At 73.5% G+C, this 20,863-nt stretch carries 18 protein-coding genes and 1 pseudogene; 10 read left to right on the top strand and 9 right to left on the bottom strand.

Going from position 1 to position 20,863, the window contains the following annotated elements; all coding sequences use genetic code 11:
* Positions 1-47: 47 nt before the first annotated feature.
* Complete coding sequence (locus C6376_RS18210) at positions 48-812, top strand: hypothetical protein (RefSeq protein ID WP_107444384.1); 765 nt, start codon at positions 48-50, stop codon at positions 810-812.
* Here the strand turns inward: C6376_RS18210 and C6376_RS43875 are convergent.
* The 3 genes from C6376_RS43875 to cobT form a co-directional block, all read right to left on the bottom strand.
* Entirely contained in the window at positions 791-1,690 is a 900-nt protein-coding gene (locus tag C6376_RS43875; RefSeq protein WP_159083229.1) for a hypothetical protein, read from the bottom strand. The genes C6376_RS18210 and C6376_RS43875 overlap by 22 nt on opposite strands.
* Entirely contained in the window at positions 1,687-3,405 is a 1,719-nt protein-coding gene (locus tag C6376_RS18220; RefSeq protein WP_107444385.1) for a phosphatidylglycerol lysyltransferase domain-containing protein, read from the bottom strand. The genes C6376_RS43875 and C6376_RS18220 overlap by 4 nt, the downstream gene beginning before the upstream one ends.
* A gap of 67 nt (positions 3,406-3,472) precedes the next feature.
* Complete coding sequence (gene cobT / locus C6376_RS18225) at positions 3,473-4,678, bottom strand: nicotinate-nucleotide--dimethylbenzimidazole phosphoribosyltransferase (protein WP_107444386.1); 1,206 nt, start codon at positions 4,676-4,678, stop codon at positions 3,473-3,475.
* A 148-nt stretch (positions 4,679-4,826) separates the two neighbouring features.
* Between cobT and C6376_RS18230 the strand changes: the two genes are divergently transcribed.
* Positions 4,827-5,729, top strand: a complete 903-nt coding sequence (locus tag C6376_RS18230; protein ID WP_107444387.1) for a class I SAM-dependent methyltransferase — start codon at positions 4,827-4,829, stop codon at positions 5,727-5,729.
* Positions 5,730-5,940: 211 nt separating this feature from the next.
* Here C6376_RS18230 and C6376_RS18235 read toward each other — a convergent pair whose 3' ends face one another.
* Positions 5,941-7,149 carry a bifunctional adenosylcobinamide kinase/adenosylcobinamide-phosphate guanylyltransferase gene (locus C6376_RS18235; protein WP_107444388.1) on the bottom strand — a complete coding sequence of 403 codons (1,209 nt, stop codon included), beginning with the start codon at positions 7,147-7,149 and terminating at the stop codon, positions 5,941-5,943.
* 172 nt (positions 7,150-7,321) lie between these two features.
* Between C6376_RS18235 and C6376_RS18240 the strand changes: the two genes are divergently transcribed.
* Positions 7,322-7,534 carry a hypothetical protein gene (locus C6376_RS18240; protein ID WP_107444389.1) on the top strand — a complete coding sequence of 71 codons (213 nt, stop codon included), beginning with the start codon at positions 7,322-7,324 and terminating at the stop codon, positions 7,532-7,534.
* A 187-nt stretch (positions 7,535-7,721) separates the two neighbouring features.
* Here the strand turns inward: C6376_RS18240 and C6376_RS18245 are convergent, their stop codons facing one another.
* Complete coding sequence (locus C6376_RS18245; protein WP_107444390.1) at positions 7,722-8,423, bottom strand: bifunctional 2-polyprenyl-6-hydroxyphenol methylase/3-demethylubiquinol 3-O-methyltransferase UbiG; 702 nt, start codon at positions 8,421-8,423, stop codon at positions 7,722-7,724.
* 83 nt (positions 8,424-8,506) lie between these two features.
* Positions 8,507-9,100: a DUF3043 domain-containing protein gene (locus tag C6376_RS18250; RefSeq protein WP_107444391.1), complete on the bottom strand. Its 594-nt coding sequence runs from the start codon at positions 9,098-9,100 to the stop codon at positions 8,507-8,509.
* Between the two features lie 298 nt (positions 9,101-9,398).
* Here C6376_RS18250 and C6376_RS18255 point away from each other — a divergent pair, with 298 nt between their 5' ends.
* The 5 genes and pseudogenes from C6376_RS18255 (at position 9,399) to C6376_RS18275 (ending at position 15,139) form a co-directional block, all read left to right on the top strand.
* Positions 9,399-10,196 carry a PspA/IM30 family protein gene (locus C6376_RS18255; RefSeq protein ID WP_107444392.1) on the top strand — a complete coding sequence of 266 codons (798 nt, stop codon included), beginning with the start codon at positions 9,399-9,401 and terminating at the stop codon, positions 10,194-10,196.
* A 34-nt stretch (positions 10,197-10,230) separates the two neighbouring features.
* The gene (locus C6376_RS18260; protein ID WP_107444393.1) at positions 10,231-10,509 is read left to right on the top strand and encodes a hypothetical protein; all 279 of its coding nucleotides are present in this window, start codon (positions 10,231-10,233) and stop codon (positions 10,507-10,509) included.
* A gap of 158 nt (positions 10,510-10,667) precedes the next feature.
* A pseudogene (locus tag C6376_RS18265) lies at positions 10,668-11,870 on the top strand (sensor histidine kinase); the annotation flags it as partial.
* Positions 11,871-12,115: 245 nt separating this feature from the next.
* Positions 12,116-12,796 carry a response regulator transcription factor gene (locus tag C6376_RS18270; RefSeq protein WP_107444394.1) on the top strand — a complete coding sequence of 227 codons (681 nt, stop codon included), beginning with the start codon at positions 12,116-12,118 and terminating at the stop codon, positions 12,794-12,796.
* A 114-nt stretch (positions 12,797-12,910) separates the two neighbouring features.
* Positions 12,911-15,139 carry a serine/threonine-protein kinase gene (locus tag C6376_RS18275; protein ID WP_107444395.1) on the top strand — a complete coding sequence of 743 codons (2,229 nt, stop codon included), beginning with the start codon at positions 12,911-12,913 and terminating at the stop codon, positions 15,137-15,139.
* A 70-nt stretch (positions 15,140-15,209) separates the two neighbouring features.
* Here the strand turns inward: C6376_RS18275 and nadA are convergent, their stop codons facing one another.
* The gene (gene nadA / locus C6376_RS18280; RefSeq protein WP_107449043.1) at positions 15,210-16,394 is read right to left on the bottom strand and encodes a quinolinate synthase NadA; all 1,185 of its coding nucleotides are present in this window, start codon (positions 16,392-16,394) and stop codon (positions 15,210-15,212) included.
* 301 nt (positions 16,395-16,695) lie between these two features.
* Here nadA and C6376_RS18285 point away from each other — a divergent pair, with 301 nt between their 5' ends.
* Positions 16,696-17,052, top strand: coding sequence for an iron-sulfur cluster assembly accessory protein (locus C6376_RS18285; protein WP_018848827.1), 357 nt, complete (start codon positions 16,696-16,698; stop codon positions 17,050-17,052).
* A 254-nt stretch (positions 17,053-17,306) separates the two neighbouring features.
* Here the strand turns inward: C6376_RS18285 and C6376_RS18290 are convergent, their stop codons facing one another.
* Entirely contained in the window at positions 17,307-19,349 is a 2,043-nt protein-coding gene (locus C6376_RS18290; RefSeq protein ID WP_107444396.1) for a hypothetical protein, read from the bottom strand.
* A gap of 165 nt (positions 19,350-19,514) precedes the next feature.
* A complete protein-coding gene (locus C6376_RS18295) occupies positions 19,515-19,724 on the bottom strand; it encodes a hypothetical protein (protein ID WP_107444397.1) in 210 nt (69 codons plus the stop codon).
* A gap of 130 nt (positions 19,725-19,854) precedes the next feature.
* Between C6376_RS18295 and C6376_RS18300 the strand changes: the two genes are divergently transcribed.
* A complete protein-coding gene (locus C6376_RS18300) occupies positions 19,855-20,829 on the top strand; it encodes a carbohydrate kinase family protein (protein ID WP_107444398.1) in 975 nt (324 codons plus the stop codon).
* Positions 20,830-20,863 lie beyond the last annotated feature (34 nt).

Consider the following 20,863-nt stretch of genomic DNA (forward strand, 5'->3'; position numbering starts at 1 on the left):
GCCCCGCCCGCGAGGCAGGGCGTCCCGCTCCCCGTGAGACTGGGGGCATGGGCGACTGGGTGCAGCGCAACATCGTCGAACCGGGCAAGCTCCCGCTGCTTATCGCCCTGACCGCGTTCGTGGCCACCTTCCTGATCACCCGGGTCATCACCCGCCTCATCCGGGCCGGCAAGGGCCCGTTCGGGAACATCAGCTCCGGCGGGGTGCACATCCACCACGTCGTCCCGGGCGTCGTGCTGACCGTCGCGGGCGGATTCGGTTCCGTGGCGAGTGGCCGGCACGGCTTCGGGGCGGGCGCCTTCGCGGTGCTCTTCGGCATCGGCACGGGCCTGGTCCTCGACGAGTTCGCCCTGATCCTGCACCTGGACGACGTGTACTGGACGGAGGCGGGCCGCAAGAGCGTGGAGGCCGTGGTCCTCACGGCGGCGCTGGGCGGACTGCTGCTGGTGGGCTTCTCGCCGTTCGGCGTCGACGGGATGAGCGAGGAGGAGCTCCAGGACCGGGGAAGCGTCCTCGCGACCGTCGGCGCCAACGTCCTCTTCTCGCTGGCCGTGCTGACCAAGGGCAAGGTCAAGACGGCTGTCTTCAGCGTGTTCGTCCCGTTCGTCGGGCTGATCGGCCTGGTCCGGGTGGCCCGGCCGGCCTCCCCCTGGGCCCGGCGGTTCTACCGGCGGCGGCCGCGGGCCCGCGCGAAGGCGATGCTGCGCGCCTACCGTCACGACCGGCGCTGGGCGGGGCCCCGCCGACTGGTGGGGGACTGGCTGGGCGGCAAGACGGACGAGGAACTGGCTCAGTCCGGCGAACGGGAGTGAGAGACCCGGTCCGACGCGGGCGGGTGAGGGGACCGGTCCGGCGAGTGCGGGTGCGGGTGCGGGTGCGGGTGCGGGTGACGGCGTCGGTCCGGGCCGTCCCGCCCGCCGTCCGGCGGCTGCGGGCCCGGCGGCTGCTGCCGGGCCGGGGCCGGTTCCGGGTCCGCGGCCGTTCCGGGCGCCCGGGGCCCCCGGCGCCGCGGCCCGCGGCCCGGGCGCCGCTCCGCTCGGCCCGCCCGCTCCCGTCGGCGCAGACACGCGTACAGGGCCGCTGTGGCCGCGATCGCCGCCAAGTGCTCCTTGCCGGCCAGGTTGTTCTTCAGCAGCACTTCCACGGTCATCGCGACGATCACCGCGGCCGCCGTCGCGTACGCGCGAAAGCGCCAGCCCAAAAACACCGCGAGGCCCACCACCGCGGCCGACGGACCGGTGTCCACCACCAGCGCGTCGGACGCGGGCAGGCCGAACGGGCCGCCCGGACCGAGGGCCAGCCCCACGCGGGCGTACAGGGTGCCGGCGAGCGTGGCGGTGTAGGCGACGACGAGGGTGCGCGGCCGGCCGAGGCAGAGCTCCGCGATCCCGAACACCAGCAGGACCTGCACGAGCGCGCCCCAGACCGGAAGGTCGAGAGCGGGCACGAACAACGACAGCGGGGTGCGCGAGAGGGCGAGCCACAGCGGGTCCTCGGCCCGTACCGCGCCGACGTCCTGTACGGGCCGGTAGCCCCAGGGCTGGTTCTGCACGATCTGCGTCAGGGACGTCAGGCACACGGCCGCCAGCGTCAGCGGCACCGCCCGCCGGCGCCGCCGCGCCAGCGAGCCGCGCACGGCCAGGCACAGCGGCCCCCACTCGGCGCGGGCCCAGCCGGCGAGCCGCTTCACCGCAGGGTCTCCAGACGTCCCCGGCGCGGGCGCCCCGGTAGTCCGGGCGCCTCCAGGAACCCCTCGGCGCGCGCCGACGCCACGGCGATGCGCGGCAGGTCCGCGCTCTTCTCGAAGAGCAGGAAACGCGGCTCCCAGACGGGCCGGTACTTGGCGTTGGCCCGGTAGAGGGACTCGATCTGCCACCAGCGGGAGAAGAAGCACAGCAGCGACCGCCACAGGCGCAGCACCGGCCCGGCGCCCAGACGGGCGCCCCGTTCGAAGACCGAGCGGAACACCGCGAAGTTCAGCGAGACCTGCACGATCCCGCTCTCCCGGGCGCGTCGCAGCAGCTCGATCACCATGAACTCGGTCAGCCCGTTGTCGCCGTGACGGTCGCGCCGCATCAGGTCGAGCGACAGTCCGTGCGGTCCCCACGGCACGAACGAGAGCAGGGCGCGCAGTTCACCGTCGGCATCGGTGCACTCCAGCATCACGCAGCGCCCGTCCCGCGGGTCGCCGAGCCGCCCGAGCGCCATGCTGAACCCGCGCTCGGCGGCCCCGTCGCGCCAGTCGTCGGCCCGCCGCAGCAGGTACGCCATCTCGTCGGCCGGGATGTCCTCGTGGCGTCGTACGCGCACGGTGTACCCGGCCCTGCGCACCCGGTTGCACGCCTGCCGGACCGTCCGCATGGCGCGTCCCTCGAGGGTGAACTCGGCGACGTCGACGACGGCTTCGTCCCCGAGCTCCAGCGCGTCCAGCCCGTGCCGGGCGTACACCGTCCCGGCCTCCTCGCTCGCGCCCGTCACCGCCGGGATCCATCCGTGCGCCCGCGCCTCGGCGAGCCACGGCCCGATCGCCCCCGGCCAGGCCTCCGGGTCGCCGAGCGGATCGCCGGAGGCCAGCGACACCCCGCCGACGACGCGGTAGGCGACGGCGGCCTTCCCGGTCGGCGACCAGCACACGCTCTTCTCCCTGCGCAGCGCGAAGTAGCCGAGCGAGTCCCGCTCGCCGTACCGGTCGAGCAGTTCCCGCAGCCGCTTCTCGTCGTCCTCGGTGAGCGGGTCGACGACCCGCCGGGAGCGGAAGGCGGCGTACAGGACGGCCAGCAGGAGCGCCGTGCTCAGCACGTTGACGGCGACGTCGACCCAGGTGGGTGGCGCGATCCCGGGGACGCGGTGGCCGTCCGCCGTGACGGAGACCAGCCGCAGGGCGCCGTAGCGCCAGCGTTCGAGGAACGTGGAGGGCGCGGACGCCCGGTTGGTGACCGTCACCAGCAGCGCGGCCAGCAGCGAGGCGCCCAGCAGCCCGCCCGCGCCGACGGCCGCGGCGAGCCGCGGGTTGGACCGGTCGCCCTTGGCGTAGAACGCGCGCCGTCCGGCCAGCAGAGCGCCGACGAACGCAGCGGTCAGCACGAGCGAGACCCAGTTCTGGGGGTGGCGCCGGATCTCCGGGAACGCCATCGCCACGGCGAACAGCCCGAGGAAGGCTCCGCTCAGGCCGAGGTTCAGGATCCACGCGGCCCGCTTGCGCCGGCTCATGGTGACGGCGAGGAACGCGGTGAAGAGGCCGGGCGCGAACCCGGCCGTCAGCAGGTACGGGGTGAAGAAGTCCGCCTGGTTGTGCCGCCGTACGTCCTGCCCCAGGGTGACCCACACCGCGCTGAGGAAGTTGACGGACGCGACGACGCGCAGGTACCAGACGGCGAAGGCGGCGGCGCCCCGGGTGTTGCCCATGAGTGGTGATCATATGGGTGCACTTGTGGAAAACCGCTCCTTTGGTGGTGCCTGTCCCCTTTGGTGTTCAGTGGCCTTCTTCCGCCGTTGTCGTCGGTGCTGCGGCCGGTGATGAGGCCGGTGGCGCGGCCGGCTCCGTCGCCGGGTGGGCATCCTCCGTCCCGGCCGCCTCCGCGACCGCTTCGGGCTCGCCCTGCGCGTCCTCCTTCGGCTCCTCCGCGAATTCCTCGGGCTTCTCCGGAAGCTCCGCGGCCAGGGCCGCGGCGGCCCGCACCAGCGGCAGGGCGAGCAGCGCGCCGGCGCCCTCGCCGACCTTCACGCCCTGATCGAGCAGCGGTTCCAGGGCCATCCGGTCGAGCGCCTTGGCCTGCCCCGGTTCGCCGCTGGTGTGCCCGGCCAGCCACCAGTCCGGCGCCCGGAACGCGACCCGCTGCCCGACGAGCGCACAGGCCGCCGCCACGACCCCGTCGAGGACGACCGGCAACTTCCGTACCGCGCACTGGAGCAGAAAGCCCGTCATGGCGGCGAGGTCGGCCCCGCCCACCGTCGCCAGCAGCTGCAACTGGTCGCCGAGCACCGGCCGGGCCCGTCGCAGCGCGTCCCGGACGGCTGCGCACTTGCGCATCCACGCCAGGTCGTCGATCGCCTCCCCGCCGCGCCCGGTCACCACGGACGCGTCGGTCCCGCACAGCGCCGCCACCAGCACGCCCGCGGCCGTCGTCCCGCCGACGCTGACGTCGCCCAGCACGACCAGGTCCGTCCCCGAGTCGGCCTCCTCGTCGGCGACGGCCACGCCCGCCGCGAAGGCCGCCTCGGCCTCCTCCGTCGTCAACGCGTCCTCGATGTCGATGCGGCCGCTGCCGCGCCGCACCCGGTGCCGTACGACGTCCTCCGGGAAGGCGTCCGGATCGCAGTCCAGCGCCATGTCCACGACCCGCACGGGGACGTCGAGGCGGCGGGCGAGCACGGAGACCGGCCGGCCGCCCTCCAGGACCGCCCGCACCAACTCCGCGGCGCTGCCGGCCGGCCGGGCGGAGACGCCGAGCCCGGCCACCCCGTGGTCGCCGGCGAACAGCACCACCCGCGGCCGCACGATCGGCCGCACGGGCGACGAGCCCTGCGCCGCCGCCAGCCACTCACCCAGGTCGTCCAGACGCCCCAGCGATCCGGGCGGCACGATCTGACGTTCCCGGCGGGCCTCCGCGTCGCGGCGCACACCGCCGTCGGGACGCTCGATCAGATCGGTGAAGTCGTCGAGATTAAGCGAGCTCATTCGCCGAACAGTACCGGCACCGGTCGAACGGTTCCGTTCCCCGTCACCACCACGCCCGCACGACGTCATTGCACCCGTGGCCGCTATCCCATACGTTCCGTTTTGCCGCATATTGTCCACGGTTCGTCTCGTCCTTCCGGAGCCGCCCATGCCCGCCAGGCCCGTCCACGAGCCGCGCCGCGACGACTGCCCCTGGTGCGGCTCGGGGAACCTGCGCACCCGGCTGCGCGCACCGGACCTGCGCCACCGCAGGCCGGGCACGTTCGTGGTCGACGAATGCCGGGACTGCCGGCACGCCTTCCAGAACCCTCGCCTGACCGCCGAGGGACTGGAGCTCTACGCCGCGCCGGAGGACCACCGGCGGGTCACCCGCGGACGCCTGCGGGCCACGGCGCGCACCATGCTGCCCTTTCCCGAACCGGAGAGCTGGCTGGACGTCGGGACGGGCGACGCGGCCTTCCCGGAGGCGGCTCGGGAACTGTTCGCCTACACGGCGTTCGACGGGGTGGACCCGGCTCCCGCGGTGCGGTGGGCGCACACGGCCGGACGGCTCGACGAGGCCCACATGGGACGGCTGACGAACCCCGAGACGCTGTCCCGACTGCGCGGCCGCTACGACGTCGTCAGCATGCTCCACCACCTGGAACACACCCCGGAACCGAGGCAGGAGCTCGCCGCGGCGCTGACGGCCCTGCGCCCCGGCGGCCATCTGCTCCTCGAACTCCCGGACCCGGCCAGCGCCTCCGCCACGGTCCTCGGCAGATGGTGGCCCGCCCACGACCAGCCCCGCCACCTCCACCTGATCCCACAGGCCAACCTGCGGGCCGAACTCGAGGCCCGGGGCTGCCGGATCGTCGTGGCGGACGGCAGAGGCGCGCACACGCCGGGCGACCTGGCGGCCGCGGCCTCGCTCTGCCTGCGCCGGACCCGGCTGCGCGGGGCGGCCGGCCCGTTGATCACCCTGGCCGCCGCCCTCGACCACCTCCTGGCCCCGGTCCTGCGCCGCACCCGCTTCTCCAACGCCTACCGGATCGTCGCCCGCAGACCCTGACCGGGCCGTCGGGGGACCGCCCGGCCACGGGCCGCCGGCACGGGCGCCGGCCGACGACCGACCGCACGGACGACCGACCGCACGGCAACGGGTACGCCGGCCCGGCAGCGGGGCGCCAAGACGCCTGGCCCGCTGCTCCGGTGGGCGGTGGCAGTGGGCGGTGGGGGCAGGTGTGCTCGGGCGTCGGAGCGGGCGGAACGGGGGTGGCGGTTCAGCCGCGGAGCACCAGCGCCTGGCCCGCCACCACCAGCACGGCCTGCTCGCACTCCGCCGCGACCGCCGCGTTCAGCCGCCCCAGCTCGTCGCGGTAGCGCCGTCCCGATGCAGTCGCCGGCACGATGCCCGAGCCGACCTCGTTGGACACCAGGACGACGGTCCGCCGGGCCGCGCGCACGGCGTCCGTCAGTTCCCGCACCCGCGCCCGCAACGCCTTCTCGCCGCCGTCCGCCCACACCGCGTCGTCCCAGGCGTCGACCGCGTCCATCACGTCCGTCAGCCACAGTGACAGACAGTCGATCAGCAGCGGCGCCCCGTCCTGCGACAGCAGCGGGACGAGGTCGCAGGTCTCCGTCGTCCGCCAGGAGCCCGGCCGCCGCTCCCGGTGCGCGGACACCCGGGACGCCCACTCGGTGTCGCCGCCCCGCGTCCCGCCGGTGGCCACGTACAGCACGTCCGGGAAGGACTCCAGCCGCCGTTCGGCCTCCACCGACTTGCCCGACCGGGCCCCGCCCAGCACCAGCGTCCGCCGCGGCACGTCGGGCACGTCCTCGTACACCCCCACCGTCAGCGTCGCCCCGTCCGGCACCGCCCGCGCTCCGGCCGCCGCGAGCCGCCGGCCGAGCTCCGCACCCGGCGGCACGTCGTGATCCAGATGGACGGCGACCACGTCCGTCGTCGGTCCCACCGCCCCGACCGCCCGCAGCTTCGCCAGCGCGTCCGGCCGCCCCACCACGTCCAGGAGGACCATGTCGTAGCGCCCGGCGTGCTCCGAACCCTCCTCCAGTCCGGCCGGCGCGCTCCGGGGCGGCAGATACAGCAGCCGCTGCCCGTCGGGTCCGGTCACCGCGTAGCCGGTGCCCGGCGCGTCCGTCGCCACCGCCCGCACCCGGTGCCCCGTCGGCGGCGCCCACTCCCGCCCGTCCGGCACCCGGCCGGGCTGCGGCAGGCCGGCCGGCACCTCCACCGGCGGACCGTCGTGCGGATGCGTCAGCAGCACCTGGCCCACCCCGGCCAGCGAGTGCCCCGCCCGCGCGGCCGCGAAGGCCGCGCCCGGCGTGAGGTCGAGCAGCAGGGCCCCGTCCACGAGCAACGCGGTCGCCGCCCGCGCGTGCGCGCCGAGCGAGGTCGCGCACACGGCGCAGGAGCAGTCGGGGCGGGGCAGTCCCGCGGGGGCGCCGGTACCGAGCAGAGTGACTTCCACGGGCTGATTTTCGCGCGTCCGACATGGTCCCGCGCATCCGGCCCGCGCCGGCCCGGAGCCTACGAGATCCCGCGTCTGCGGCACGGGCCGCCGGACAAGCCCTAGGCTCAGGGCGGAAGCCGGACCTGGATCCGGCTTCCGCTCTGCACGTGGTCACAGCTGGGAGGCGTACATGGCGGCATGGACGTGGCGGTTCGAGAAGGCCGACGGGACGGAGGTCCAACCCGCGGTGCAGCCCGACGAGTTCACCACGCAGGGGGACGCCGAGTCCTGGATCGGGGAAGTCTGGAAGGACCTTCTCGAAGGCGGCGCGGACCAGGTGCGGCTCTTCGAGGAGTTCACCGAGATCTACGGCCCGATGAGCCTGCACGCGAACGAGGCGTAGCCCCGCGGCGGGGCGGCCGGACCACGGCCGTCCCGCCCCCGTTCACCCCCACGGTGCGGCCGGCCGGCCGTTCACCCGAACGAGCGGAACGTTTCGCTCAGTCGCTCACACCGCTCAGCCGCTCAGTCGCTCACACCGCTCAGCCGCTCGCCGCTCACACCGCTCAGCCGCTCGCCGCTCACACCGCTCAGCCGCGCACCCCGCACAGATGCAGCAACGCCGCGACCTGCCGGTAGGGATCCGTCCGCCCCGCCCGTTCCTCGGCCGAGAGCAGCCTTTCGAGGTCGCCGGGGATCTCCGCGTCGTCCGCGGCCGTGTCCGTGAAGACCCGCACGCCGTACCAGGCCTGCAGCGGCGCGCCGATCCCGGCGAGCGTGTCGGTCAGCGTCGCCAGCCGGTCCGCCCGGACGTCCAGGCCCAGCCGGTTCCGGTAGGCGACGGTGTCGAAGGACCCCAGCGCGCCCGCCCAGTCCTGGGCCAGTCCCGCCCTCATGGCCAGCGCGTCCCCGTTGCGCACCAGCAGCGACAGCAGCCCGCCGGGAGCCAGCATCCGCGCCAGCCCCGCCAGCAGGGCGTCCGGCGCCTCCACGTACATGAGCACGCCGTGGCAGAGCACCACGTCGAAGCTGCCGGGCAGGAAGTGCACCCCGGTGTCCCGGCCGTCGCCCTCGATGATCCGCATACGCTCCCGGATGCCCTCGGGCTCGCCCTTGAGGGCCTCGCGGGCCGCGGCGACCATGATCGCGTCCTGCTCCAGCCCGGTCACCTGGTGACCGAGCCGGGCCAGCCGCAGCGCCTGGGTGCCCTGACCCATCCCGACGTCGAGGACCCGCAGCCGCTGCCCCACGGGATAGCGGCCCGCCATCTGCTCGTCGAGCTGCCGGGCCACCAGCTCCTGACGTACGACGTCACGCAGCCCGCCCAGCCTGTTCAGCCAGGCCTCGGCCGCTCCCCCGGAGAAAGCCGCAGTGCTCAGAGCTGCGCTCCACGCTTGACCTGCGGCTTGGGCAGCCGCAGCCGGCGCATCTGCAGCGAGCGCATCAGTGCGTAGGCGACCGCGCCCCGCCGGTTCTGGTCGGGGAAGCGCTCGGCCAGCCGCTTGCGCAGCCGGAAGCCGGTGGTGAGCGAGTCCAGCACGATCAGGACGATCACGACCAGCCACAGCAGCAGCGCGATGGTCTGCAACGAGCCCACCCGCACCATGCTCAGCACGAGGATGACCACGGCCATCGGCAGGAAGAACTCCGCCACGTTGAATCGCGCGTCGATGAAGTCGCGCGCGAACTTGCGGACGGGGCCCTTGTCGCGGACCGGCAGATAGCGCTCGTCGCCGCCGGCCAGCGCCTGGCGCTGCCGTTCCATCTGGGCGCGGCGCTCGTCGCGCTGCCGCTTGGCGGCGTCCTTGCGCGACGTCGAGGTGTTGGCGACGCTGCGGCGCTGGGTCTGGGCCTCACTGCGCTTGGGCGTGGGCCTGCCCTTCTTCGCCTGAGGGTCACGGGGCTGCTTGGAGTCGGTCACCACCGCGTCAGCGGGGGCCTTCTCTTCCTTGGCACGGCTACGGAACACAAAACCCAAGGGTAAGCGCTCCCGGGCATGGACCCCAGCCCGGAGGGGAACGATCCGGCAACACCAGTCGTCTGTAGAAGGGACAGACCGGGCGAGAGCGAGGAAGAGGGGCGAAGGGCGCGCGTCGCGCACCCTGACGGTCACCTACTCCTCACGCCGGACCCCGGGCCCCGTCAGTCGTCCTTGGGGAGGAGCGCATCCGCCCCCGAACAGTGCGTCAATGGAGGCAGGGCCCGTACTGTGGGTTCTGTCGCAGACCTGAGAGCCGGAGTCCGTCAGAAGGGGGCGCGCGAAGCCCATGAGCGGTGTCATGAAGCGTATGGGGATGATCTTCCGCGCGAAGGCGAACAAGGCCCTTGACCGGGCCGAGGACCCGCGCGAAACCCTCGACTACTCGTACCAGAAGCAACTGGAGCTCCTGCAGAAGGTCCGTCGCGGCGTCGCCGACGTCGCCACCTCGCGCAAGCGGCTGGAACTCCAGCTGAACCAGCTCCAGTCGCAGTCCTCCAAGCTGGAGGACCAGGGCCGCAAGGCGCTCGCGCTCGGCCGTGAGGACCTCGCCCGCGAGGCGCTCTCCCGCCGCGCCGCCCTGCAGCAGCAGGTCACCGACCTGGAGACGCAGCACGCCACGCTCCAGGGCGAGGAGGAGAAGCTCACCCTCGCGGCCCAGCGCCTGCAGGCCAAGGTGGACGCCTTCCGTACGAAGAAGGAGACCATCAAGGCCACCTACACCGCCGCGCAGGCCCAGACCCGCATCGGCGAGGCCTTCTCCGGCATCTCCGAGGAGATGGGCGACGTCGGCCTGGCCATCCAGCGCGCCGAGGACAAGACCGCCCAGCTCCAGGCCCGGGCCGGCGCCCTCGACGAGCTCCTCGCCTCCGGCGCCCTGGACGACCCGACGGGCATCGCGAGGGATGACATCCAGACCGAGCTGGACCGGCTCTCCGGTGGTACGGATGTAGAGCTGGAACTGCAGCGTATGAAGGCCGAGCTCGCCGGGGGCCCGTCCGCCGGCCAGCAGGCCATCGAAGGCGGCACGGGCCGGCCGCAGTCCCAGCAGCAGCCGCAGGACACCCCGCGCTTCGACAAGCAGTAGCCCGGCGCCGGGGCCCGGAGCCGAGGAGGGCGACGTGATCGTACGGATCATGGGGGAGGGCCAGTGGGAACTGGCCGACTCCCACTTCGTCGAAATGAACAAGCTGGACGACGACCTCCTCGCGGAGATGGAGAGCGGCGACGAGGACGGCTTCCACCGCACCCTCGGCGCCCTCCTGGACGCCGTACGCCGCCTGGGCGCCCCGCTGCCGGACGAGGCACTGGAGCCCTCCGAGCTCATCCTCCCGTCGCCGGACGCGAGCCTGGAGGAGGTCCGGGACATGCTGAGCGACGACGGCCTGATCCCGGGATGACGACGAAGGCCTGATCCCGGCATGACACCGAAGGCCCCTCGGCGCCGGTCACGGCGGCTCAGCCCCTCCGGCAAAGGACGAGCCCCGTTCGGGGCCGACAGCGGGGGCCGGGGGCGGCAGCCACCGGCTACGGCGAGGAAAGCGACGGCAAGCAGAAAGTGACCCTCCTTTCCCGGGCCGAGTGCCGGCTCAAGGCCCACCCCCTGGCTCTCGACGCCTCCCTCGCCGCGGGCGTCCTCCTGTGCATGCTCGCCGGCTCCCTGGTCGACCCGCACGGCGAGCAGAGCGTCAGCTGGAGCATCCGCACGCCGGACCTGCTCAGCCTGCTGCTCATGGCCCTCGGGGCGGCCGCGCTCGTCCTGCGCCGCCGCGCCCCCATGACGGTCCTCGTCCTCACCGGCGCGGCGTCCGTGGCCGAGTCCGTCACCGGTGATCCGCGCGCCCCCGTGGCGATGTCCGCGGTCGTCGCCCTCTTCACCGTCGCCGCCACCACCGACCGCCCCACCACCCTGCGGGCCGGCCTGCTCACCATGACGGTCCTCACCGGCGCGGCCATGCTCGCCGGACCGCTGCCCTGGTACGCCCAGGACAACCTCGGGATCCTCGCCTGGACCGGCATCGGGGCCACCGCTGGCGACGCGGTCCGCAGCCGCCGCGCGGCCGTCCAGGCCATCCGGGACCGCGCCGAGCGGGCCGAGCTCACCCGGGAGGAGGAGGCCCGCCGCAGGGTCGCCGAGGAGCGGCTGCGCATCGCCCGCGACCTGCACGACGTCGTCGCCCACCACATCGCGCTGGTCAACGTCCAGGCCGGGGTCGCCGCACACGTCATGGACAAGCGGCCCGACCAGGCCAAGGAGGCCCTCGCGCACGTCCGTGAGGCCAGCCGCTCCGCGCTCGACGAACTGCGGGCCACGGTGGGTCTGCTGCGCCAGTCCGGCGACCCGGAGGCCCCCACCGAGCCCGCTCCCGGCCTGGACCGCCTCGAGGAGCTCGCCGGCACCTTCCGCAGTGCCGGGCTCCCGGTCGAGGTGGCCCGCGCCGACCAGGAGACCGAGCTTCCGGCCGCCGTCGGCCTGGCCGCCTACCGGGTCATCCAGGAAGCTCTCACCAACGTCCAAAAGCATGCCGGAGCGGGGGCGAAGGCCGAGGTCAGCGTGGTGCGGGTGGGGCCCAACATCGAGGTCACGGTGCTCGACGACGGGCAGCCCGCGGCCGACGCCTCCCCGGCGGCGGGCAGCGGCCACGGTCTGCTGGGCATGCGGGAACGCGTCACGGCGCTGCGCGGCACCCTCACCACCGGTCCCCGCTACGGCGGCGGCTACCGCGTCCACGTGATCCTGCCGGTCAAGCCCCGTACCGGCGCCGCAGGGACGGAGTCCCGCACCGCCGGCAGCCGTGCCGAGGCGCCCGCCGCCGGGCAGCCCCCGCCCGGCCGGGCGCCCACGGCGCGGTGCCGCACCCCGCAGCCCCGTGCGGAGTCGTCCACGGAGCCCTCCCGCGCGGAGCCTTCCACCACTGAGCCCTCCACCACTGGGCCGTCCCGCACGGAGCGGCTCCGAGCCGGGCGGCCCCGTCCTGCCGAGCCCCGCACCGCAGAGGATCCCGCATGACCATCCGCGTCCTGCTCGCCGACGACCAGGCGCTGCTGCGCAGCGCCTTCCGGGTGCTCGTCGACTCCGAGCCCGACATGGAGGTGGTCGGTGAGGCGTCCGACGGCGCGGAGGCGGTCCGGCTGGCCAAGGAGGGGCCCGTCGACGTCGTCCTGATGGACATCCGCATGCCCGGCACGGACGGTCTCGCCGCGACCCGGCTGATCAGCGCCGACCCGGCCCTCGGCCATGTCCGGGTGGTCATCCTGACGACCTTCGAGGTGGACGACTACGTCGTGCAGTCGCTGCGGGCCGGGGCCTCCGGCTTCCTCGGCAAGGGCAGCGAGCCCGAGGAACTCCTGAGTGCCATCCGGATCGCCGCCGGCGGCGAGGCGCTGCTCTCGCCGACCGCCACCAAGGGCCTGATCGCCCGCTTTCTGGCCCAGGGCGGCGCGGACGACGACCGGGACCCCGCTCGTTCCGCCCGGCTCGGCGCGCTCACCGTGCGCGAGCGGGAGGTCCTCGTGCTGGTCGCCGGCGGCCACTCCAACGACGAGATCGCCGAACGGCTGGAGGTCAGCCCCCTCACGGTCAAGACACACGTGAACCGGGCCATGGCGAAACTGGGCGCGCGTGACCGGGCGCAGCTCGTGGTGATCGCTTACGAGTCGGGGCTGGTGCGCCCGAGGGCGGAGTGAGGGCGGCGCCTTCGGCCCGTGACGGGTGAAGGCCCTTCCCTCGGTCTGCGCCCCCTGGGCGCCTTCCCTATGCTGGCACCTCGACGATCTGCGCGAGAGGGGACGGGGAGCGCGGTGCCGCTGCACAAGGACGACCCGAAATCGCTCGGCGGATACCGGATCGTCGACCGGCTCGGGGCCGGGGGCATGGGCGTCGTCTACCGCGGCCGGGCCCGCTCGGGGCGTGAGGTCGCCGTCAAGGTGGTCCACGCCCAGTACGCCGAGGACCCGGTCTTCCGCGCCCGTTTTCGGCAGGAGATCGAAGCGGTCCGCAAGGTGAGCGGCGCCTTCACCGCCCCGGTCGTGGACGCCGACCCGGAGGCCGTCCGGCCCTGGATGGCCACCCAGTACGTGTCGGGCCCCGCGCTCTCCGCCCGCATTCGCGACCACGGCCCGCTGCGTGGCGCGGAACTGCGCCGGCTCGCCCTCGGCCTGGTGGAGGCGCTGCGGGAGATCCACCGGGCAGGTGTCGTCCACCGCGACCTCAAGCCCGGGAACGTTCTGATGGCCCACGACGGGCCCCGCGTCATCGACTTCGGGATCTCGCGGGCGGCGGAGAACCAGACGCTCACCGAGACCGGCAAGATGATCGGCACCCCGCCGTTCATGTCGCCCGAGCAGTTCACGGACGCCCGCTCGGTCGGCCCCGCCTCGGACGTGTTCTCCCTCGGCGCGCTGCTGGTGTTCGCCGCGACCGGACGAGGCCCCTTCGACGCGGACAGCCCGTATCTGACGGCGTGGCGGGTGATGCAGGAGGAACCGAAGGTGGAGGCGGTGGCCGAGCCGCTGCGTTCGGTCCTGACCCGCTGTCTGGCCAAGGACGCCGAGAGCCGGCCCGGACTCGAGGAGCTGGCCGAGGAGTTCGCCCGGGTACTGCCGGGGCCCGCGGCCGGAGACATGGAGACGGTGTCCCTGCGTCTGCCGCCGCCCGCGACGGGCGACGAACCGGGCGGCCCCGCCGCGGGGCCCCGCCCCGGCCGCCGCTCCCGGCTGCGCCGATGGCCGGTCCTGGCCGGGACGGCGGGTGTCCTCGTCCTGGCCGTCACCGGCTACCTGCTGCTCGACGCGGCCTCTTTCAGCAGGACCGGGGAGTCGGGCAGCACGACCGACGGCGCGCCCGTCGGCCGGGACCCCCTGCCCAACGGCTGGAGGCCGTGGCAGACCTCGGTGTACGGCGCCGCCGCGACCGGGGTGAGGAAACCGCTGGGCGGTGGAGCACCCGACAACGCCTCCCTGTCCTGCGTGATGGGCAGGAGCGCCCTGTACTGCGGCGGTGACGGCACCCTCCCGGTCCGGATCGACGGGGCGACCGGCCGGATCGCCTGGCGCGCCGAGTCCCTGCCCCCGGGCCTGTCGCAGACGCGGTTCAACAGCGGGGTCCTCGGGGTGCACGACGGTGTGCTGCTGGTGTCGGAGTTCGTGATGAACAAGGCGGGCAACGACCAGAGCGCCACCGCGGTCGCCCTCGACGCCGCCACCGGCAAGCTGCTCTGGTCGCGGCCGCTGTCCGGGGCGGGCCGCGTCGATCCCGCGGTCGTCGGTGATCTCCTGCTGACCTCGGACGGCAACCGCGTGACCGCCCGCCGACTGCGCGACGGCGCCGTGCGCTGGACGGCCACCGTGCCTGCCGGGCCCACCTACTCCTGTCGGTTCCGGGACGCCGACGGTGTCCCGTTCGCCGACTGCACCGACGCGGGCACACCCTCGCGCAACGTGTTCTACGCCGTGGATCCCGCCGACGGCTCGACCCGGAAGGTGAGCGTGCCGGACGGCGACGTCGAGTACGCCGGCGCCGTCGACGGCGCCCTGGTCTTCGTGGCACAGGTCCCGCGGGGCCAGCGGACCTTCGACGAGTCGGCGTACGGCGAGGTCCTGCTGATCGACCCGGACTCCGGTGCCGTGCAAAGGACGAAGCTGCCCGGCAGTCCGCGCGGGCAGGTGGCGCTGGTGGGCGGGGTGCTCTGCTTCGCCAACTCCCGTGGGCAGCTGGTCGCCCACGCGCCCGGGACGGGCAAGCGGCTGTGGCAGACCTCGACGACCCTTCAGCAGCCCGGCACGCCCACCGCCGACGGACAGGGCCGGGCGGTGTTCGCGGCCAGTGCCTCCGGACGGGTCGCCGCCGTCGACATCGAGACCGGCGAGCTGCTGTGGGAGTCCACCGCGAGGGCCGACCAGGTCATGTCGTCCGGTTACGCCGCGGCGCGGGTGTTCCTCGACGAGGGCGCGCTGGTCGTGCTCAGCCCCGACGGGACCGTCTTCACGCTGGACCCGGATCACCCCGACCAGGAACCGCAGTCGGGGTGATCCGGGTCGTTCGGCGATCCGGGCGATCCGGGCGATCCGGGCGATCCGGGTCGACGGGGCCGCGGTCCGGCTACGGCAGGGCCAGCATCCGCTCCAGCGCCAGCTTGGCGAACTCCTCGGTCTCCCGGTCGACCTCGATGCGGTTGACCAGCTTGCCGTCGGCCAGCGACTCGAGGGTCCACACCAGATGGGGGAGGTCGATGCGGTTCATGGTCGAGCAGAAGCAGACCGTCTTGTCCAGGAAGACGATCTCCTTGCCCTCGGGAGCGAAGCGGTTCGCCAGGCGGCGGACCAGGTTCAGCTCGGTGCCGATGGCCCACTTGGAGCCGGCCGGGGCGGCCTCCAGCGCCTTGATGATGTACTCGGTCGACCCGACGTAGTCCGCCGCGGCCACGACCTCGTGCCGGCACTCGGGGTGCACGAGGACGTTCACGCCGGGTATCCGGGCGCGGACGTCGTCGACCGACTCCAGGCTGAAGCGGCCGTGCACCGAGCAGTGGCCCCGCCACAGGATCATCTTCGCGTCGCGCAGCTGCTCGGCGGTCAGCCCGCCGTTCGGCTTGTGCGGGTTGTAGACGACACAGTCCTCGAGGGACATGCCCATGTCCCGCACGGCGGTGTTGCGGCCGAGGTGCTGGTCCGGCAGGAAGAGCACCTTCTCGCCCTGCTCGAAGGCCCACTCCAGGGCTCGTTCGGCGTTGGACGAGGTGCAGATGGTGCCGCCGTGCCTACCCGTGAACGCCTTGATGTCCGCGGACGAGTTCATGTACGACACCGGCACGACCTGCTCGGCTATGCCGGCCTCGGTCAGCACGTCCCAGCACTCGGCGACCTGCTCGGCGGTGGCCATGTCGGCCATCGAGCAGCCGGCGGCGAGGTCGGGCAGGACCACCTTCTGGTCGTCGGACGTCAGGATGTCCGCGGACTCGGCCATGAAGTGCACACCGCAGAACACGATGTACTCGGCCTCCGGGCGGGCGGCCGCGTCCTTGGCCAGCTTGAAGGAGTCGCCCGTGACGTCGGCGAACTGGATGACCTCGTCGCGCTGGTAGTGGTGGCCGAGCACGAAGACCTTGTCACCGAGCTTCTCCTTGGCGGCACGGGCGCGCTCGACCAGGTCCGGGTCGGAGGGCGAGGGCAGGTCGCCGGGACACTCGACGCCCCGCTCGCTCTTCGGGTCGGCCTCACGGCCGAGCAGCAACAGGGCGAGCGGAGACGGCTGTACGTCGAGCTCCGTGGTCTGGGCGGTGGTCACGACACGCACCCTTTCTACTTTTCGTCGAATTGACGTTATCTATCATAACCCGGCTTCCGTCACTTTCACGATGGTCATTGCGTCGATGTGACGTGAATCCCGAAACGCGGAACGCCGTCGAGCCGGCGTCACCCCGGTGCCGGTCCGGAGGGCGCTGTCCGCTCCACGGCGGGTGTGCGAGCATGAAAGGCAAGAAGAGGAAAGAAACGGAGACGCGAGTCCTCGGCCCCGGAATGAATCCGAGGTCCCGGCGGTTGGAAACGTCGGCAAGCAGTCTCCGTACAACCCGGGAGAGATGTAGATGTCCGTATCGGACGAGAAGACCACTGTCAGCGACGGCATCCTCCTGTCCGACGCCGCCGCGGCGAAGGTCAAGGCCCTGCTCGACCAGGAAGGCCGCGACGACCTGGCGCTGCGCGTCGCCGTTCAGCCCGGCGGCTGCTCCGGCCTGCGCTACCAGCTCTTCTTCGACGAGCGCTCGCTCGACGGCGACGTGGTCAAGGACTTCGACGGGGTCAAGGTCGTCACCGACCGCATGAGCGCCCCGTACCTGGGCGGCGCTTCCATCGACTTCGTCGACACCATCGAGAAGCAGGGCTTCACGATCGACAACCCGAACGCGACGGGTTCCTGCGCCTGCGGCGACTCCTTCAGCTAGGTCGTCGCCGGTTCCACCGTGAACCGCAGCTGAGCCACGCGAAGGCGGCGGCCCCCTCCGAGGGGACCGCCGCCTTCGTGCTGTGCGCTGCCCGGGACGTCCCGGGCGGGCCGCTCCGCCCGTGCCGCGCCCTTCGGGCCGCTCCGCCCGTGCCGCGCCCTTCGGGCCGCTCCGCCCGTGCCGCGCCCTTCGGGCCGCTCCGTCCGCGGCCTGTCGTTCGGGTGCCTGTCCGTCCCGAATCCCCTTCCGAGGGTCTACCGGGTCTGCGGAAGCCGGGCCCCCGGCTTCTCCAGCGGGACGCCCTTGCCGTCCGAGCCGACCACCTTCCGGGCGCCCAGCGGTGCGTCCAGCTGCACGACCTGGTGGTACTCCTTGGCGATCATGATGCAGACCTTGTCCGGCCAGGGCGTCTGCGTGACGGTGACCTTCACCTCGTCCTTGGTCTCCGTGGCCGTCGCCTTGTAGTCGGCGCACACGCCGCCGGTGAAGCCGACGGTCAGCTCCCTGCCCTCGACGGTGTAGGCGTCCACCCGCACGTCACGGGTTCCCGAGGAGCCGGTCGGCCGAGGGGTGGGGGCCGGCGTCGTGGCGGTCGTGAGGTACGCCGGCTCGACGGCCGGCTGCGCCACCGTGTACCCGTCCGCTCCCCCCGCCGCCTTCACGGCGAACAGCCAGGACGGCACGAGGACCTGCCGGCCGCCGGAGGTGTGCGGCGCCAGCCCGAGCACCGCGCCCTCGACGGTGGCCGTCCGTTGCTTCGGGGCGGACGTCGACGTGCCGCACGGGCTCTCCAGCCGGTCCTTCAGCGGCACCGGACTGGCACAGCCCCCGATGCCCATCCGGTGGTCGCTCCCCGGGGCGGCGTACAGGGCGTCCAGCGCCTCCTGCGCGCTCACCAGGGGATACGTGGCGCCCTTCGCGGGCGGTTCCAGTTGCCCGTTCCCGGCGACGACCTCGCCCTGCGCGTTGACGCTGATCCCGGTCGTCCAGCTGTAGGTCGGCAGCCCACCGACCACCGGGTCGGCGTTCACCATGCGCTGTGCGCCCATGGTCAGGCTCGCGTCCACCTTGGCGTCGTCCTGCCCCAGCGCCTTCAGGATCGGCGCGGCCGCCTTCTTCGCGGCCGCCTCGCTCACCGGCTCGTCGGTGGCCGGGGTCGGGGACTGGGCGCACTTGTCGCTGAGCGCGGTGCAGTTGTCGGTGCCCGGGGCGTACCGGGTGAAGGTCCACATGCCGGGTGCCTGCCGGTTGACCCGCAGCGCAGGGCCGGAGCTGTCGCCGGCGCCGATCCGCCAGGCCTCGCCGTCGGCCACCGGCGTGCCGTCGACCCCCAGCGCCTTCGCCAGCCGGCCCGCCTCGTCCGCGGTGACCTCGCCCTTCGCCCAGTACACGGGCGCGGAGCCGGGACCGTCGGGCAGGGTGCCCGCCGCCCGGTAGGTCACCCCGTAGGGGTTGGGCTCGCCGGGCGCGATGCCGTTCGAGGAGCCCTTCGAGGCTCCCGCGCCCGCGGCGTGGTCGTCCAGGGCGAGCGCGGTGGGGGAGCCGTCACCGGAGGGCGATCCCGAACCGGAGCCGCCGCCCGAGCCGCCCGACGCGCTCGCGGTCAGATAGGCGCCACCGCCGCCCACCAGCAGCACGGCGGCCGCGACGGAGGCGATGAGCAGGGGGGAGCGGCGCCGAGGTCCGGGAACGGGCCCCCCGCCGCCCGCGGCGTCGACGACGGGCTCGTCGCGGCCGACGTGCGTCGTGGGCCCGTCCGAAACGGCGCCCTCGTCGCGCACACCGGAGTCACCGGCCTCCGCAGAGTCACCGGCCTCGCCCGAGGCGGCCTCGGTCGGGGCATCGGCCTGCGGCCGGGCATCGGCTGCGCGGGAGGCGCCGGGTTCGCGCGCAGCGTCGATCTCCTGCGAGGCGGGGGCCCGCCGCCGGGCACCGGGTCCGTCGGAGGCATCCGCCTCACTCGACGCGGCAGCCCCCTTCACAGCACCGATCCCGTCCGGCTCGTCGGCCGCTTCCGAGCCGCCGCTCTCGTCCGGCTCGTCGGCCTCCCGCTCGACGTCGGATGCCGCCGCGACCTCGTCCGAAGGGGCGGCCTCGGCCTCCGCCGGCCCCGTCTCGTCGACCTCGGCGGTCGCGGGCTCCGGCTGCGCCGGCCCGGCCTCGCGGGGCCGCGCCCGTTCGGCGTCCTGCGGCCGCGCGGCGTCCTCGACCGGCGTCTTCGCCTCGGCGGAAGACGTCCTCTCCGGCTTCTCCGGCCCGCGCGCGGCGTCGTCGTTCTCGGGTCGCTCGGTGTTCACCGCATCGCTCCTTCGGCTGCCCTGCTGTCGTACCCCGCATCCCCTTCACGGGGGACGGCGATGGGACGCGACAGGGGAGCGCACGGTTCCCTTCCGCGCGCCGTACCGAAGGAAATATCGGGGGATCACCCCGGGGGCCACCCGGAGCGGCCCCGGCGGCCGGTCCTAGTTGCCGTAGTCCGGCATCGCCTCCAGCAGCCGCGCCGACGTCGCGGGAACGTCCACGCCGTGGATGAGTGACGGGGAGACGGGGCGGGAAGTGATCTTCTCCGGCGCGGCCCAGTGCGGAGCCATCCGCGCGCAGTCACCGCGCAGCGACGCGAGGCCGCCGTCGAGGTCGGCCGGAGCGGGGGCGTGGACCTTGAGGTTCGTCATACTCGAACGGTATGCACGTCGTGGCCCGCGAATAAAGATCTACTATCGGGTAGTTTCCGCTGCTTCAGCGGCGGGAGCCGACCGGGTAGCGTGAACTGTCAATCCCCCTCCCCTCAGGAGAGTCCACGCCGTGCGCATCGCAGTCACCGGCTCCATCGCGACAGACCACCTCATGACGTTCCCCGGCCGCTTCGCCGATCAGCTCGTCGCGGACCGTCTCCACACGGTCTCGCTCTCCTTCCTGGTCGACAACCTGGACGTGCGCCGGGGCGGGGTGGGCGCGAACGTCGCCTTCGGCATGGGACAACTCGACACCCGCCCGATCCTGGTCGGCGCGGCGGGCGCGGACTTCGACGAGTACCGGGCCTGGCTGGACCGGCACGGCGTCGACACCGCCTCGGTCCGCATCTCGGAGACCCTGCACACCGCCCGCTTCGTGTGCACCACGGACGCCGACCACAACCAGATCGGCTCCTTCTACACGGGCGCGATGAGCGAGGCCCGGCTGATCGAGCTGAAGACCGTCGCCGACCGCGTGGGCGGCCTCGACCTGGTCCTGATCGGCGCCGACGACCCGGAGGCCATGCTCCGGCACACCGAGGAGTGCCGGTCCCGCGCGATCCCCTTCGCCGCCGACTTCTCGCAGCAGATCGCCCGAATGAACGGCGACGAGATCCGGATACTGCTGGAGGGCGCCTCGTACCTCTTCTCCAACGAGTACGAGAAGGGCCTCATCGAGTCCAAGACGGGCTGGTCGGACGCCGAGATCCTGGCCAAGGTCGGCCACCGCGTCACCACCCTCGGCGCGCGCGGCGTCCGCGTCGAGCGTGCCGGCGAGGAGCCGATCGAGGTCGGCTGCCCGGAGGAGGAGGCCAAGGTCGATCCCACCGGCGTCGGCGACGCGTTCCGCGCCGGTTTCCTCTCGGGCCTCGCCTGGGGCGTCTCCCACGAGCGGGCCGCCCAGATCGGCTGCATGCTCGCCACCCTGGTGATCGAGACGGTCGGGACCCAGGAGTACCAGCTGCGCCGCGCCCACTTCATGGAGCGCTTCACCAAGGCCTACGGCGACGAGGCGGCCGCCGAGGTCCGCAAGCACCTGGCCTGACACAGGAGCGGGACCCGGCCCGACACGGACCCGG

The organism is Streptomyces sp. P3, assembly GCF_003032475.1.
Lineage (GTDB): Bacteria > Actinomycetota > Actinomycetes > Streptomycetales > Streptomycetaceae > Streptomyces.

Bases quoted from the DNA above. Each gene is read 5' to 3' on its own strand.
- C6376_RS18295 (WP_107444397.1), bottom strand. From the start codon at position 19,724: ATGACGAACCTCAAGGTCCACGCCCCCGCTCCGGCCGACCTCGACGGC.
- C6376_RS18270 (WP_107444394.1), top strand. From the start codon at position 12,116: ATGACCATCCGCGTCCTGCTCGCCGACGACCAGGCGCTGCTGCGCAGC.
- C6376_RS18285 (WP_018848827.1), top strand. From the start codon at position 16,696: ATGTCCGTATCGGACGAGAAGACCACTGTCAGCGACGGCATCCTCCTG.
- C6376_RS18255 (WP_107444392.1), top strand. From the start codon at position 9,399: ATGAGCGGTGTCATGAAGCGTATGGGGATGATCTTCCGCGCGAAGGCG.
- C6376_RS18230 (WP_107444387.1), top strand. From the start codon at position 4,827: ATGCCCGCCAGGCCCGTCCACGAGCCGCGCCGCGACGACTGCCCCTGG.
- cobT (WP_107444386.1), bottom strand. From the start codon at position 4,678: ATGAGCTCGCTTAATCTCGACGACTTCACCGATCTGATCGAGCGTCCC.
- C6376_RS18220 (WP_107444385.1), bottom strand. From the start codon at position 3,405: ATGGGCAACACCCGGGGCGCCGCCGCCTTCGCCGTCTGGTACCTGCGC.
- C6376_RS18240 (WP_107444389.1), top strand. From the start codon at position 7,322: ATGGCGGCATGGACGTGGCGGTTCGAGAAGGCCGACGGGACGGAGGTC.
- C6376_RS18210 (WP_107444384.1), top strand. From the start codon at position 48: ATGGGCGACTGGGTGCAGCGCAACATCGTCGAACCGGGCAAGCTCCCG.